The following is a 14,678-nucleotide window of genomic DNA, read 5'->3' as shown; positions in this document are numbered from 1 at the left end:
GCGGGTGGAAAGCTCAAAAAGGTATTTCCAGGCCGAAACGGGGAGCGAAGGCGGCCAGAACGGCAAGTGGATCCGGTGCGTTCCACCAGATTCTGAGGAGCGGCAGCGTGCCCGCGCCGGGGATGGAAAAAACCTCGTTTTCCGGCGGCAGGCGTTCTGCTTCCGGCAGAGAGACGAGCGAGACGGCAAGATGAAGCGTAGCCGAGGGGACGCTTTCGATGCGCGTGATGCCGCTGCCGCGTATCTCGATGAGACCGGCGATCGAGGCGGGGCAGGAGGCGATCAGCCGGTCGCCCTCGCGCGAAACGAGAACGCGGTCATCGGCCACCAGCGCGGAAAAGAGGCCCTGCCTGCGGGCGGCCGCCATGCAGGTGAGGGCGGTCAGGGATTTGCCGCTGCCCGATGGGCCGGCGAAGACGATACCGCTTTCGCCGATCACGATAGCGGTCGCATGAATATTGACCGGCGTGGGCGTCATGAGGGCTCGCCGGCCGGCAGCGACAGGATGAAGCGGGCGCCGACCGTTGCTCCCGTCTTGGGGTCCTGAATGTTCTCGGCCCTCAGCGTGCCGCCATGTGCCTCGGCGATCTGCCGGCTGATGGAGAGGCCGAGGCCGGAATTCTGCCCGAAACTTTCTCCTTCCGGACGGTCGGTATAGAAGCGCTCGAAGATGCGGTCGATATCCTCGGCCTGGATGCCGGGACCGTTGTCCTCCATGGTGACGGTCACCTTGCCCTTGCCATGGGAAAGGCGGATTGTGATCCGGCCGCCCTTTTCCGGTACGAAGGAGCGGGCGTTCTCGATGAGATTGGTTGTGATCTGGCCCAGCCTCAGATCGTGTCCGTTGACGACGAAGGCGGCTTTGTTGCCGGCCTTGCTGTCGATCGACAGGTCGATCTCGACCGGTTTCCGGTCGGTGCGGATCTGCCGCGAAATGTCAACCAGGTTGTTGAGCAGGCTTTCCATGTCGACCGGGGTGGAATCAGAACGGGCGAGCTCCGCATCGAGCCGGGAGGCGTCGGAAATGTCGCTGATGAGGCGGTCGAGACGGCGTACGTCGTGGAAGATGATCTCGGTGAGCCGTTGCTTGGATTCCTCTGTCTTGGCAAGCGGCAGCGTCTCGACCGCGCTGCGGAGCGAAGTCAGCGGGTTCTTAAGCTCATGGCTGACATCGGCGGCGAAGCTCTCGATCGCATCGATGCGGTCGTAGAGCGCCGTCGTCATTTCGCGAAGCGCGATGGAAAGATTGCCGATCTCATCCTGGCGATAGGCGAAGTCGGGGATTTCCTCGCGCTGCTTGGCGCCACGGCGGACGCGGATGGCGGCAGCCGAAAGACGGCGCAGCGGATTGGCGATCGTCGACGAAAGCAGGAGCGAAAGCAGGATGTTGACGAGAGTGGCCACCCCGAAGACGCGCATGATGGCAAGACGTTCGGCATGCACGATCTTGTCGATGTCGCCCGCCTGGGTGGAGAGCAGGAGGACGCCGAGGACCGCCCTGAATCGCTGGACGGGAACGGCGACCGAGACGATCAGCTCGCCGCGGTCGGTGACGCGCACGACCGCGCCGCGCACGCCGGTCAGCGCGTTCATCACTTCCGGATAGATCGAGCCGTCGCCGCCCGGCGCCTCCTTGTAGGAGGGCAGATTGCCGGGCTGCAGCAGCCTGTTGAAGAGGCTCGCGAACCAGTCGCTCCAGCTCGTGGATTCGTTCTCCACCGGCGGCAGATCAAAGCGGAGCACTTGGCCGCGCGAATAGAGATGCCGGGAATCGAGCAGCAGATTGGCATCGGCATCGAAGAGGCGCGCGCGGGTCCTTGTCGGCGAGATCAGGCGGCGCAGCACCGGGGCCACGCGTTCCGGATCGATCGGGAAGTCGAGATCCTCGTCGTTCGGCACCGGGGTGATGCTCTGGCCTGCCTGCAGTTCGAGCAGTTTTTCCGGATCGATGGTGATCGAGTTCGTATCAACCGATGCCGATGCCGAGATCGCGCCGGCGATGATTTCGCCTTGGGTCAGCAGGCTCTCGACCCGTGCATCGATCAGGCCCTCGCGGAACTGGTTGAGGTAGAGGATGCCGCCCACCAGGACGACGGTGGCGGCGATGTTGAAGAACAGGATGCGGCGGGTGAGGCTCGAGAACACCGCGTGGCCGAAAACCCGGCGTATCAGCGTGAAAGGATGCGACCAAAGCCGCCGCGGCACGCGCCGCGTCTCGGTTTCGGTCGTTCCCACGATGTCTCTGTCGAGCAGCTGATCTGCCACCTGCAGTCCTTCCGCCGAGCCCCTGGGGCGGTTCAAGGCCGAACAGAATGGTCCGGTCGGATGATCGGCCCGCCCGCAGGCCTAGCCGATCGGACCGTTCCATCCGGTCGAGGGAACGCTCTATGCCGATCCGGGCGCGGCCTCAAGTTAAGCTTTCGCAAGGTGCCTGATCTCAGGCGGCCTCGCGGAAGCGGTAACCCACGCCATAGAGCGTCTCGATCATGTCGAAGTCGCCGTCGACCATCTTGAATTTCTTGCGCAGCCGCTTGATGTGGCTGTCGATGGTGCGGTCGTCGACGTAGACCTGCTCATCATAGGCAGCATCCATCAGCGCGTCACGGCTTTTCACCACGCCGGGACGCTGGGCAAGCGAATGCAGGATGAGGAATTCGGTGACCGTAAGCGTTACCGGCTCGCCCTTCCAGGTGCATGTATGGCGCTCCTGGTCCATGAGGAGCTGGCCGCGCTCGAGCGTGCGCGACTGCTGCTGCTGGTCGGCCGCCGGCTTTGCGCCGGAGCCAACCAGGGCTTCGCGATTGCTGGCGCGCCTCAGGATCGCCTTCACCCGTTCGACCAGCAGGCGCTGGGAGAAAGGTTTGGTGATGAAGTCGTCGGCACCCATCTTCAGCCCGAACAGCTCGTCAATCTCCTCATCCTTGGAGGTGAGGAAGATCACCGGAACGTCGGACTTCTGGCGAAGTCGCCGCAGAAGCTCCATGCCGTCCATGCGCGGCATCTTGATGTCGAATATCGCCAATTGCGGTGGACGGGCGATCAGGCCATCGAGCGCGGAAGCGCCGTCCGTGTAAGTTTCGACCTTGTAACCTTCTGCCTCGAGCGCGATCGACACCGAGGTTAGAATGTTGCGGTCGTCGTCAACGAGCGCGATTGTCTGCATGCTCTCCGTCTCCGTCACCATTATTGCGCGTCTCCTGAATCACCCCCGCCGGTGGCAACCCGCCGATGCGCCTTGTGAGTATAAAGGTGGAACAAATTGTGGCAAAGATAAAGGGGCGGCTTACGGTCGCAGGCTTTTCAGGCTGTCCGACAAGTTTTCAGCAGCAAAACCAAAATATCGCTTAAACCGATTTAAATGGAAATAAAATTTTTTAAATCGATTAATTATTTGATATCATTGCATTATTTTGAATGGACTCTTGCCCTTTCTTTAAACTCCCACTACTTTCCCCGTTATCCAACGGCAAAATAAAGGAAGGCGCGTATGGAGGAGTTAGGACTTCACAACCCGTCAAACGGTCTGGCGGCACTCGGTCTCGGCGACGCATCCCGCGTCAATTACAATTTTTCCGAGGTCGAACTCTATGAAGAGGCTCTGCGCCGCGGCGAAGCCGAACTCACTATCGATGGAGCGCTGCGAGCCGTGACCGGCCAACACACCGGCCGCTCGCCGAAGGACAAGTTCGTCGTCCGCGATTCCAGCACGGAAAACCAGATCTGGTGGGACAACAACAAGCCCATCTCGCCGGAGCATTTCGAAGTGCTGCGCCGGGACATGCTGGCGCACGCGGCAGGCAAGACGCTGTTCGTCCAGGACCTGATCGGCGGCGCCGATGCCGAATATGCCCTGCCGACCCGCGTCGTCACGGAATATGCCTGGCACGCGCTTTTCATCCGCAATCTGCTGATCCGGCCGAAGCGGGAGACCTTGTCGGGTTTCCAGCAGAAGCTGACGATCATCAATCTGCCGAGCTTCCGGGCCGATCCCGCCCGTCACGGCTGCCGTTCGGAGACCGTGATCGCCTGCGACCTGGCGAATGGCCTCGTGCTGATCGGCGGCACCTCCTATGCCGGCGAGAACAAGAAATCCGTCTTCACGGTGCTGAACTACCTCCTGCCGGCCAAGGGCGTTATGCCCATGCATTGCTCGGCCAATGTCGGCCCGGCCGGCGATTCGGCCGTCTTCTTCGGCCTGTCCGGCACCGGCAAGACGACGCTTTCGGCCGATCCGGCCCGCACGCTGATCGGCGACGACGAGCACGGCTGGGGCGAAAACGGCATCTTCAACTTCGAAGGCGGCTGCTACGCCAAGGCCATCAAGCTTTCCGCCGAAGCCGAGCCGGAAATCTATGCGGCAACCCGGCGTTTCGGCACCGTGCTGGAAAACGTGGTGCTCGACGAAAACCGCGTGCCGGATTTCAACGACAATTCGCTGACGGAGAACACCCGCAGCGCCTATCCGCTGCATTTCATTCCGAATGCTTCGGAAACGGGCCTGGCGCCACATCCGAAGACGATCATCATGCTGACGGCGGATGCCTTCGGCGTGATGCCCCCGATCGCCAGGCTGACGCCGGAACAGGCCATGTATCACTTCCTCTCCGGTTACACCGCCAAGGTGGCGGGCACGGAAAAGGGCGTGACCGAGCCGGAAGCGACCTTCTCGACCTGCTTCGGCGCGCCCTTCATGCCGCGCCATCCGGCGGAATACGGCAACCTGCTGCGCGATCTCATCGATCGGCATGGCGTGGATTGCTGGCTGGTCAACACCGGCTGGACGGGCGGCGCCTACGGCACCGGCCACCGCATGCCGATCAAGGCGACCCGCACGCTTCTGACGGCGGCACTCACCGGCAGCCTCAAGAACGCGGAATTCCGCACCGATCCGAATTTCGGCTTTGCCGTTCCGGTTTCTGTGGAAGGCGTGGATGTCTCTATTCTCGACCCGCGCTCGACCTGGTCCGATGGCCCGGCCTATGACGCGCAGGCGGCAAAGCTCGTCTCCATGTTCATCAAGAACTTCGAGAAGTTCGAGGATCATGTGGACAGCAAGGTAAGGGACGCCGCCCCGGGGCTGCTCGCGGCCGCCCAATAAGTAAATAGCTTATAAGCGACTGGATTCACGTGGAACATTCGACCGCCGGTCTCCATAGAGGCCGGCGGTTTTCTTTTGCCGCCGTTTATGGAAAGGATGCGCCCGGAGATAGAACAATGGCCAGCAATCCTCTTATCATCAATAGCCGCATCACCATCGCCGGATGGGAGCTCACCGAGCAGTTCGTGCTTGCCGGCGGGCCGGGCGGCCAAAACGTCAACAAGGTCTCGACCGCCGTCCAGCTCTTCTTCGACATTACCAATTCGCCTTCGCTGCCGGACCGGGTGAAGCAGAACGCCATCAAGCTCGCCGGAAAACGGGTGTCGAAAGAGGGCGTTCTGATGATAGAGGCGAGCCGGTCCCGCAGTCAGGAACGCAATCGCGAGGAGGCGCGTGAGCGGCTGAAGGAGCTGATCCTCGAAGCGGCAAAGCCGCCTCCGCCGCCACGCAAGGCAACCAAGCCGACGAAGGGCTCGGTGGAGCGGCGGCTGAAGGAAAAGTCCGGACGTTCCGAGATCAAGAAAATGCGTGGCCGGCCTGTGAGGGACTGAAAGGAAAGCGAGCCATGGCAAGCTTTGCGAACGGCATACGCCATCTGCCGGGATATCTCGATCGCGCCGCGCAGGAGCATCTGGTGGAACTCGTCCGAGGGGTGGTGGCCGAGGCCCCGCTTTACGTTCCGGAAATGCCCGGCACCGGCAAGCCCATGTCGGTCAGGATGACCAATTGCGGCTCGCTCGGCTGGGTGACCGACAAGGAGCGAGGCTATCGCTACCAGTCCACGCATCCGGGCACCGGAAATCCCTGGCCGCCCATTCCGGGAGAACTGCTGGATTTGTGGGAGGAGCTGTCGGGCTATTCGAAGCCGCCGGAGGCCTGCCTCGTCAATTTCTATTCCGACGACGCGAAAATGGGGCTGCACCAGGACAAGGACGAAACCGATCTGGAAGCGCCGGTGGTTTCGGTCTCGCTCGGCAATACCTGCCTCTTCCGGGTCGGCGGCCTTTCCCGGAAAGATCCGACCGGCTCCTTCCGGCTTTCGAGCGGCGATGTCGTGGTTCTCGGCGGCGAAGGGCGGCTCGCCTTCCACGGTGTGGACCGCATCTATCCGGGCACTTCCACGCTGCTGAAGAACGGCGGACGCATCAATCTCACGCTGCGACGCGTGAACCCCTGAAAATAGCTGGTTATCGATTGGCTACAGCTTGCGCAGCGCCACGGTCTCGATCAGGTGGTTCTTGCCCTTGCGAAGGATGAGATCGGCGCGCGGCCTGGTCGGCAGAATGTTCTGGCGCAGGTTCTTCAGGTTGATGTTTTCCCAAAGGCCCTCGGCCACGGCGCGGGCGGCATCCTCGTCGATCGTCGCATAGCGGTTGAAATAGGAACTGGGATCGCGGAAGGCGGTCTCGCGAAGCTTCATGAAGCGGGCGACATACCAGTTGTGGATCAGCGCCTCGTCGGCATCGATATAGATCGAGAAATCGAAGAAATCGGAAACGATCGGCACGATCTTGCCGTCCGCCGGCAAGGCGCGCGCCTGCAGCACGTTGATGCCCTCGAAGATCAGGATATCCGGCCGGTCGACCAGGGTGAACTCGCTCGGCAGCACGTCATAGGTGAGGTGCGAATAGCGCGGCGCCTTCACGTTCGGCTCGCCGGCCTTGATGGCGGAAAGGAAGCGCAGGACGGAGCCGATGTCGTAGCTTTCCGGGAAACCCTTCCTGTCCATCAGGTTCTCGCGCTGGAGAACCGCGTTCGGATAGAGGAAACCGTCGGTGGTGATGAGGTCGACCTTCGGGCTCGACGGCCAGCGGGCCAGCAGTTCCTTCAGGATACGCGCCGTGGTGGATTTGCCGACCGCGACCGATCCGGCGATACCGATGATGAAGGGCGTCTTGGCGACATCCGAGAGGCTCAAGAACCGGTTCCGCTGCCGGAAAAGCAGTTGCGATGCTTCCACATGCGAGGAAAGCAGGCGCGACAGCGAAAGGTAGATGCGGCGGACCTCGTCGAGATCGATCGGATCGTCGAGCGAGCGAAGCCTGGCGACCTCGTCGGCCTTCAGCGTCAGCGGAGTATCCGCCCTGAACTTCGCCCATTCTTCCGAAGTGAACTGATGATAGGGCGAATAGGTCGCAGACGGGGAGGGGTCCGGCATCTCGGCAGTTTTTGTGGCGGTCGTCATGATGTCTGCCGGTTAGCCTTTTCCTGAAGGCCGGACTGTCCGGTCCTTTTTTCCAGCTCGTCGAGGACATCCTGCAACGGGATGCCGGCGATGCGCAAGACGACTAAAAGATGATAGAGGAGATCGGCGCTTTCGGCGGTCAGCTCCTCGCGCCCCTGGGCGACCGCGGCGATGACCGTCTCCACCGCCTCCTCGCCGAGCTTCTTGGCGGCCTTCGGCTGCCCCGCGGCAACGAGCTTCGCCGTCCAGGATTCCTGTGGCGAGGCTTTCGCGCGTTCGCCGACGATCCTTTCGAGATCCTTGAGGGAAAATCCGCTCATGACCGGGCCTTTCTCAATCGAGCCGCATCGCGATGCCGTTTTGGGCCATATAGTGCTTGGCCTCGCCGACGGAATAGGTGCCGAAGTGGAAGATCGAAGCGGCGAGCACCGCCGTGGCATGGCCTTGCTTCACGCCGGCCACCAGATCGTCCAGCGAGCCGACGCCGCCCGACGCAATCACCGGCGCCCGCACGCTGTCGGCGATCGCGCGCGTCAGCTCAAGATCGTAGCCGATCTTCGTGCCGTCTCGATCCATGGAAGTCACGAGCAATTCGCCGGCGCCGCGTTCGACCATTCTCTCGGCGAATTCCACGGCATCGATGCCGGTCGCGTTACGGCCGCCATGCGTATAGATCTCCCATTCGCTGCGATTGTCGCCGCCGACCGATTGCGTCAGCCGGCGCTTTGCATCGATCGAGACGACGATGCACTGGTTGCCGAACTTGTCGGCTGCTTCCGCGACGAAATCCGGGTTGTTGACGGCTGCCGAATTGATGGAAACCTTGTCGGCCCCGGCAAGCAGCAGCTTGCGGATGTCGGCGATTGAACGCACGCCGCCGCCGACGGTCAGCGGCATGAAGCAGTGATCGGCCGTGCGCGCCACGACATCGAAGATCGTCTCGCGGTTGTCGGACGAGGCGGTGATGTCGAGGAAGCAGAGTTCGTCGGCGCCCGCGGCGTCATAGGCCTTGGCAGCCTCCACCGGATCGCCGGCATCAACGAGGTCGACGAAGTTGACGCCTTTGACGACGCGGCCATCCTTGACATCGAGGCAGGGGATTACGCGAGCCTTCAGGGTCATGCGGCACGTCCTTGTGAGGAGCGGATAAGGGAGAGCGCTTCGGCGGGGTCGATGCGGCCATCATAGAGCGCGCGGCCGGAAATCGCACCTTCGAGCTTGGCTGCGTCCGGCTCCAGCATGCGGCGGATGTCGTCGAGCGAGGCAAGCCCGCCCGACGCGATCACCGGGATGGAGACGGCGTTCGCGAGTTCCAGCGTGGAAGCCCAGTTGATGCCGGCCAGAATGCCGTCCCGGTCGATATCGGTGTAGATGATCGCAGCGACGCCGGCCCCCTCGAATTTCTTCGCAAGTTCGATGACGCCGAGTTCGGAGGCTTCCGCCCAGCCTTCGACGGCGACCTTGCCGCCCTTGGCGTCGATGCCGACGGCGACCTGGCCGGGGAAACGATTGCACGCTTCGATGACCAGCGCCGGATCGCGCACTGCCACCGTGCCGAGGATGACGCGGGCAAGCCCACGCGAAAGCCAGGCTTCGATATGATCGAGCGTGCGAATGCCGCCGCCGAGCTGCACCGGGTTTTTGGTAGCCTTCAGGATGGCGTCGACGGCCGCCCCGTTGACGCTCGTTCCCGCGAAGGCGCCGTTGAGGTCCACCACATGCAGCCACTCGAAACCTTGATCTTCGAAGGCCTTGGCCTGCGCGGCAGGATCGGGATTGTAGACGGTCGCCTGCTCCATGTCGCCGAGCTTCAGGCGAACGCATTGGCCGTCCTTGAGGTCGATAGCGGGGAAAAGGATCATGTTTCTTCCTTCTGCTGCGCGAGCCTCAAGGCTTCCAGCGCAGGAAATTGGCAATGAGGGCAAGGCCGAGCGCCTGGCTCTTTTCCGGATGGAACTGCGAGCCCGCGATGTTGTCGCGCGCCACGAAGGCGGTGACCGCACCGCCATAATCGGCTGTCGCGATCACGTCGTGCCGGTGTTTCGCCGCAAGATGATAGGAATGCACGAAATAGGCGTGCAGGCCGTCCGGCCCAGTCGGAATGCCTTCGAAGAGCGGGTGCTCGTGGTGAATGTCTAGCGTGTTCCAGCCAATCTGGGGGATCTTCAGGTTCGGGTCGTTGGGCGTCATCTCCACGACATCGCCCTCAATCCAGCCGAAACCCTCCGTGGTCGTCTTCTCGAGGCCTCGGGAGGACATGAGCTGCATGCCGACGCAGATGCCCAGGAAGGGGCGGCCCTTATGCTCCACCACGTCGATGATCGCGTCCCGCATGCCGGGAACGGCATCGAGCCCTGCGCGGCAATCGGCATAGGCGCCGACGCCCGGCAGCACGATGCGGTCGGCGGTCGCGACGGCTTCCGCCTTGTCGGTAAGGTCGATCTTGGCCTCGATGCCGGCTTCCTCGGCGGCGCGTTCGAAAGCCTTGGTGGCCGAGCGCAGATTGCCCGATCCGTAATCGATGATCGCGACGCGCATCAGCGTCCTCCTTCATGATCGAAGAGCCCGAGGGCCGGACGCCAGCCGGTGGGCGCCGCGGTGGGGGCTTGCACCGCCCATTCAGCCGAGGGCGGCAGCGACTTATCCTCCGCCCGCCTCAGCGTGGTGAAATAGATGTCTTCGGCGCCGGCCCGGCTGTCGGCCGAGATCACCGCGTCGAGGCTCCAGCCGCGGCGGATCAGGTGTTCCGAATAATAATGCCTTCCTTCGAATGCGACCAGCAGGTTGATTGCCAGACCTGCGAGCCAGCCGGCGGTCTCGAGGCCCGGAAACTGCATCAGCCATCCCGTGCCCAGTTGAAGGACGAAGATCGCAACGGCCGCAAGCCAGAGGCGCTTGGCGAGAAGCCAGATCCACGGAAAGAGAAGCGCCAGCCAGGAGAACCGGTCGGGAAGCACGATGGTCGAGCGGTGGTCCCTCTCCGGGCCTCCAGGCGGGGTCAGAACGAGATAGCTTGTCAAGACGACCTCCTTCGGCCGGTCAGACCAGCGTTCCCTTCGTCGAGGGAACGCGGTTTGCCTGGCGCGGATCGATTTCGGTGGCGGTGCGGAGTGCGCGCGCCACGGCCTTGAAGCAGGTTTCCGCGATATGGTGGTTGTTGGCGCCGTAATGGTTCAGCACATGCAGGGTGATCCCGGCGTTCTGCGCGAAGGCCTGGAAGAATTCGCGCACCAGCTCCGTATCGAAAGTGCCGATCTTCGTCGCGCTGAAGGCGACGTTCCAGACGAGGAAGGGCCGGCCGGAAAGATCGACGGCCGCTTTCGTCATGGTTTCGTCCATGGCAAGATCGATCGAGGCATAGCGGGTGATGCCGCGCCGGTCGCCGAGGGCCTTGGCGACCGCCTGGCCGAGCGCGATGCCGGTATCCTCCACCGTGTGGTGATCATCGATGTGCAGGTCGCCCTTCACGTCAATCTCCATATCGATCAGCGAATGGCGGGAAAGCTGGTCCAGCATATGGTCGAAGAAGCCGACGCCCGTGGAAATCTTCGAGGTCCCGGTGCCGTCGAGATTGACGGAGACGGAGACGGAAGTTTCGTTGGTCTTGCGGGAAACGGCGCCCACGCGTCCGGTTGCGGTCTCGCCCATTGGTCACTCCATGCGATCGATCTGCGCTCCTTATCAGGCGAGATGACAAATATCCAGCAAAAGCACCCTTGGATCAGCCTCGCTTGCTGCAGCGCGGGGACACGTCGCCATGGCCAAGATTGCAATCGCGCCGGCACCGCTTACATAGAGCTCAACGGGGCCGCTCCGTGCCCCCGGTCAATGCCCGACTTGGGCCAACAGGGTGCTTCATGACAACGATTATCACAGTCCGGAAGGCTGGAAAGGTCATCATTGCCGGCGATGGCCAGGTGAGCCTCGGCCAGACCGTTATGAAAGGCAATGCGCGCAAGGTGCGCCGCATCGGCAAGGGCGAGGTCATCGCCGGTTTCGCCGGCGCCACGGCCGACGCCTTCACGCTGCTCGACCGGCTCGAGAAGAAGCTCGAACAATATCCGGGCCAGTTGATGCGCGCTGCCGTCGAACTCGCCAAGGACTGGCGCACGGACAAATACCTGCGCAATCTCGAAGCGATGATGCTGGTGGCCGACAAGTCGATCACGCTGGCTGTGACCGGCAACGGCGACGTGCTGGAGCCCGAACACGGTGTGATGGCGATCGGCTCCGGCGGCAATTTCGCGCTCGCGGCGGCCCGTGCGCTGGTCGACAGCGACAAGTCGGCCGAGGAGATCGCCCGAACCGCGCTCGATATCGCCGCCGATATCTGCGTCTACACCAACCACAATCTCGTGGTGGAAACGCTGGATGCTGATTGATCCCGCCCGAATTGGCTTCCTGCCGGCGGATCCGGCTCACTACCCGCTGCTTCGTCAGTGGTTGAACGAGCCGCATGTGCTGGAATGGTGGGGCAATCCGGACGAGGAGCTTGGCTTCATCAGAGACATGGTGGAAGGAAGGGACACGACGCGTCCATTCATCCTGACCCTCGATGCGGAGCCGATCGGCTATATACAATACTGGTTTCTTGGCCATCACCAGAACGAGGAGTGGACGAAGGACCATCCGTGGCTGCTCGAACTGCCGTCCGGGGCAGTCGGCGTCGATCTTTCGATCGGCGAGCCCGGCAAGCTCTCCCTAGGGATTGGCTCCGCGGCCTTGACCGCCTTTGTCGGCATGCTGCGCAGGCTTGGCCACGAGACCATCATCATAGACCCCGATCCCGCCAATGTCCGGGCGGTCCGCGCTTATTCCAAGGCCGGCTTTCGGCCGGTTCCGGCGCTGGAAGGCCGAACCGGCAATGACGTGCTGATCATGCAATACGACCCGAAAGCGAACGAGATATCATGACCAACTTTTCCCCCCGAGAAATCGTGTCCGAACTGGACCGCCATATCATCGGCCAGCACGACGCCAAGCGCGCGGTCGCGATCGCGCTCAGGAACCGCTGGCGCCGTCAGCAGCTCGACGAGAGCCTGCGCGACGAGGTCATGCCGAAGAATATCCTGATGATCGGCCCGACCGGCGTCGGCAAGACGGAGATTTCCCGCCGTCTCGCCAAGCTCGCCGGCGCCCCCTTCATCAAGGTCGAGGCGACCAAGTTCACCGAGGTCGGCTATGTCGGCCGCGACGTGGAGCAGATCATCCGCGATCTCGTGGAAGTCGGCATCGGCCTTGTGCGCGAGAAGAAGCGCGCCGAAGTGCAGGCGAAGGCCCATATGAGCGCGGAAGAGCGGGTGCTGGACGCTCTGGTCGGTTCGACCGCCTCGCCCGCAACCCGCGAGACTTTCCGCAAGAAGCTCAGGAGCGGCGAGCTCGACGACAAGGAGATCGAAATCGAGGTGGCGGACACCGGCTCCGGCATGCCCGGCTTCGAGATTCCCGGAATGCCGGGCGCCAATATCGGCGTCCTCAATCTTTCCGAAATGTTCGGCAAGGCCATGGGCGGCCGCACCAAGAAGGTCCGCACCACGGTCGAAAAATCCTATGGCGAACTGGTCCGCGACGAATCCGACAAGCTGATCGACAGCGAGGTCATCCAGCGCGAAGCGGTGCGTGCGGTCGAAAACGACGGCATCGTCTTCCTGGATGAGATCGACAAGATCGCTGCCCGTGACGGCGGACTCGGTGCGGGCGTGTCCCGCGAGGGCGTGCAGCGCGACCTCCTGCCGCTGGTGGAGGGCACGACGGTTTCGACCAAATACGGTCCCGTGAAGACGGATCACATCCTCTTCATCGCTTCGGGCGCCTTCCATGTGGCCAAGCCCTCCGACCTGCTGCCGGAGCTTCAGGGCCGCCTGCCGATCCGCGTCGAGTTGAAGGCGCTGACCAAGGAGGATTTCCGCCGCATTCTGACGGAGACCGAGGCAAGCCTCATCCGCCAGTACAAGGCGCTGATGGCGACGGAAACCTTTACACTCGACTTTACCGAGGATGCCATCGATGCGCTCGCCGATGTGGCGGTGCACCTCAACGCCTCGGTCGAGAATATCGGCGCGCGGCGTCTTCAGACGGTGATGGAACGCGTTCTGGACGAGATCTCGTTCAACGCGCCGGACCGGCCCGGCAACGAGATCACCATCGATTCCGAATATGTGCGCAAGCATGTGGGCGATCTGGCGGCCGATACCGATCTTTCGAGATACATTCTCTAAGCGCGAAACGTGGCAGCCGGGCAACGTCCGGCTGCGACTTGGCTCCCGCTGACGGGATTTTGACCGTGGCAATCTCGACATCGCGCCTCTCTTTCACGTAAAGGGAGGCGCGTTTTCATGATTTGGCTGCATTTGGCTGCGCATCGGATTTGAGACAGGCCCGTTCTTTCGTGCGTGTCCGCGAAATGCGGGCTTCCGAACAAAATCCTGGGACACGGATATTGAGACGTTTTCTGCTGGCATTGCTTCTTGTGGCCGCCTGGACGGTACCTTCGGGTGCCGAGGCGGGGGGCCTTCTGCTGGTGCCGGAAGGCAACCGCCATGCGGAACAGCCGAAGGTGCCGGGCGCCTCGGTGCGCCGGACGCGTGCCGGCCGGACCACCTTCGACGACAAATACGAGAAGATCCGTGATCTCCTTGCCAATGACAGGGCGTTGATCGCCAAGATCAAGTCGACGGCCGGTGATTACGGCATCGATCCGATCCATATCGTCGGTGCGATCGTCGGCGAGCATACCTATAACGTCGATGCCTATGACCGGCTACAGTCCTACTACATCAAGGCCGCCGCCTATGCCGGCAACAGGTTTCGTTTCGGCTTCGACAGCGAGACGATCAGTGAGTTTCTGACCCGGCCTGAATTCGCAAAATGCGAGCGGCTCTCCGATTCCTATCGGCTGTGGACCTGTCGGGAAAATGTCTGGGAAGAAAGTTTCCGCGGCCGCAAGGTCGGCGGCACGGCCTTCCCGAACAACCGGTTCAGCGCCGTCTTCTTCCAGCCTTTCTTCGCCGGCCAGACCTTCGGGCTCGGCCAGCTCAATCCGCTGACTGCGCTTATGCTGTCGGATACGGTGGCGAAGACCTCCGGCTATCCGAGGCTCGACGAGAGTGATGCGGCGGGAGTCTATGAGGCGATCATGGACCCGGACAAGTCGCTTGCCTATATCGCGGCCGGCATCCGGCGCTCGATCGATGACTACAAGACGATCGCCGGCGTCGATATCTCCCGCAATCCGGGCATCACGGCGACCCTCTACAATACCGGCGGCTCGGCGAACCGCGCCGCGGCGCTGGCAGCCCGAGGAGGCGGCGCCCTGCCGGAGGAGAATTACTACGGCTGGCTGGTCAACGACAGACTCGCCGAGTTGAAATCGCTCCTCTGAGAGCCGATACTCCT

General features: G+C 62.5%; 17 protein-coding genes. 7 read left to right on the top strand and 10 right to left on the bottom strand.

What is annotated here, in order from left to right; genetic code table 11:
* Positions 1–13 precede the first annotated feature (13 nt).
* From ACE04I_RS02950 to ACE04I_RS02940, 3 genes are all read right to left on the bottom strand, one after another.
* Entirely contained in the window at positions 14–478 is a 465-nt protein-coding gene (locus ACE04I_RS02950; protein ID WP_487206574.1) for an HPr kinase/phosphorylase, read from the bottom strand.
* A complete protein-coding gene (locus ACE04I_RS02945; protein WP_487206620.1) occupies positions 475–2,253 on the bottom strand; it encodes a stimulus-sensing domain-containing protein in 1,779 nt (592 codons plus the stop codon). Before ACE04I_RS02945 ends, ACE04I_RS02950 begins: the two co-directional genes overlap by 4 nt.
* 184 nt (positions 2,254–2,437) lie before the next feature.
* Positions 2,438–3,163 (bottom strand): response regulator transcription factor, encoded by a 726-nt coding sequence (locus ACE04I_RS02940; RefSeq protein WP_487206619.1) that lies wholly within the window; start codon positions 3,161–3,163, stop codon positions 2,438–2,440.
* A 324-nt stretch (positions 3,164–3,487) separates the two neighbouring features.
* Between ACE04I_RS02940 and ACE04I_RS02935 the strand changes: the two genes are divergently transcribed.
* The 3 genes from ACE04I_RS02935 to ACE04I_RS02925 all read left to right on the top strand — a co-directional run bounded on the left by ACE04I_RS02935 (position 3,488) and on the right by ACE04I_RS02925 (position 6,275).
* Entirely contained in the window at positions 3,488–5,098 is a 1,611-nt protein-coding gene (locus ACE04I_RS02935) for a phosphoenolpyruvate carboxykinase (protein ID WP_487206573.1), read from the top strand.
* A gap of 116 nt (positions 5,099–5,214) precedes the next feature.
* A complete protein-coding gene (gene arfB, locus ACE04I_RS02930; protein ID WP_487206572.1) occupies positions 5,215–5,649 on the top strand; it encodes an alternative ribosome rescue aminoacyl-tRNA hydrolase ArfB in 435 nt (144 codons plus the stop codon).
* 14 nt (positions 5,650–5,663) lie between these two features.
* Positions 5,664–6,275 carry an alpha-ketoglutarate-dependent dioxygenase AlkB family protein gene (locus ACE04I_RS02925; protein WP_487206571.1) on the top strand — a complete coding sequence of 204 codons (612 nt, stop codon included), beginning with the start codon at positions 5,664–5,666 and terminating at the stop codon, positions 6,273–6,275.
* Between the two features lie 21 nt (positions 6,276–6,296).
* Here ACE04I_RS02925 and coaA read toward each other — a convergent pair whose 3' ends face one another.
* Genes coaA through hisB form a run of 7 tightly spaced genes read right to left on the bottom strand, consistent with a single transcriptional unit; the run spans position 6,297 to position 10,931 of the window.
* A complete protein-coding gene (gene coaA, locus ACE04I_RS02920; RefSeq protein ID WP_046796675.1) occupies positions 6,297–7,283 on the bottom strand; it encodes a type I pantothenate kinase in 987 nt (328 codons plus the stop codon).
* Entirely contained in the window at positions 7,280–7,603 is a 324-nt protein-coding gene (locus tag ACE04I_RS02915) for a phosphoribosyl-ATP diphosphatase (RefSeq protein WP_487206570.1), read from the bottom strand. The genes coaA and ACE04I_RS02915 overlap by 4 nt, the downstream gene beginning before the upstream one ends.
* A 13-nt stretch (positions 7,604–7,616) precedes the next feature.
* Complete coding sequence (gene hisF / locus ACE04I_RS02910) at positions 7,617–8,405, bottom strand: imidazole glycerol phosphate synthase subunit HisF (RefSeq protein ID WP_487206569.1); 789 nt, start codon at positions 8,403–8,405, stop codon at positions 7,617–7,619.
* Positions 8,402–9,145 (bottom strand): 1-(5-phosphoribosyl)-5-[(5-phosphoribosylamino)methylideneamino]imidazole-4-carboxamide isomerase, encoded by a 744-nt coding sequence (gene hisA / locus ACE04I_RS02905; protein WP_487206568.1) that lies wholly within the window; start codon positions 9,143–9,145, stop codon positions 8,402–8,404. Before hisA ends, hisF begins: the two co-directional genes overlap by 4 nt.
* Before the next feature lie 25 nt (positions 9,146–9,170).
* Positions 9,171–9,821 carry an imidazole glycerol phosphate synthase subunit HisH gene (gene hisH / locus ACE04I_RS02900; RefSeq protein WP_487206567.1) on the bottom strand — a complete coding sequence of 217 codons (651 nt, stop codon included), beginning with the start codon at positions 9,819–9,821 and terminating at the stop codon, positions 9,171–9,173.
* Positions 9,821–10,303, bottom strand: a complete 483-nt coding sequence (locus ACE04I_RS02895) for a DUF2628 domain-containing protein (RefSeq protein ID WP_487206566.1) — start codon at positions 10,301–10,303, stop codon at positions 9,821–9,823. The genes hisH and ACE04I_RS02895 overlap by 1 nt, the downstream gene beginning before the upstream one ends.
* Positions 10,304–10,322: 19 nt before the next feature.
* Positions 10,323–10,931 carry an imidazoleglycerol-phosphate dehydratase HisB gene (gene hisB, locus ACE04I_RS02890; RefSeq protein WP_487206565.1) on the bottom strand — a complete coding sequence of 203 codons (609 nt, stop codon included), beginning with the start codon at positions 10,929–10,931 and terminating at the stop codon, positions 10,323–10,325.
* A 209-nt stretch (positions 10,932–11,140) separates the two neighbouring features.
* Here hisB and hslV point away from each other — a divergent pair, with 209 nt between their 5' ends.
* The 4 genes from hslV (at position 11,141) to ACE04I_RS02870 (ending at position 14,664) form a co-directional block, all read left to right on the top strand.
* Positions 11,141–11,665, top strand: a complete 525-nt coding sequence (gene hslV, locus ACE04I_RS02885) for an ATP-dependent protease subunit HslV (protein ID WP_046796668.1) — start codon at positions 11,141–11,143, stop codon at positions 11,663–11,665.
* Complete coding sequence (locus ACE04I_RS02880; protein WP_487206564.1) at positions 11,655–12,197, top strand: GNAT family N-acetyltransferase; 543 nt, start codon at positions 11,655–11,657, stop codon at positions 12,195–12,197. Before hslV ends, ACE04I_RS02880 begins: the two co-directional genes overlap by 11 nt.
* Complete coding sequence (gene hslU / locus ACE04I_RS02875; RefSeq protein ID WP_137326854.1) at positions 12,194–13,501, top strand: ATP-dependent protease ATPase subunit HslU; 1,308 nt, start codon at positions 12,194–12,196, stop codon at positions 13,499–13,501. Before ACE04I_RS02880 ends, hslU begins: the two co-directional genes overlap by 4 nt.
* Before the next feature lie 221 nt (positions 13,502–13,722).
* Positions 13,723–14,664 (top strand): DUF1402 family protein, encoded by a 942-nt coding sequence (locus tag ACE04I_RS02870; protein ID WP_487206563.1) that lies wholly within the window; start codon positions 13,723–13,725, stop codon positions 14,662–14,664.
* Positions 14,665–14,678: the final 14 nt, after the last annotated feature.

It is taken from the genome of Rhizobium moroccans (genome assembly GCF_057559155.1).
This window is presented reverse-complemented; position numbering and strand designations above follow the sequence as displayed.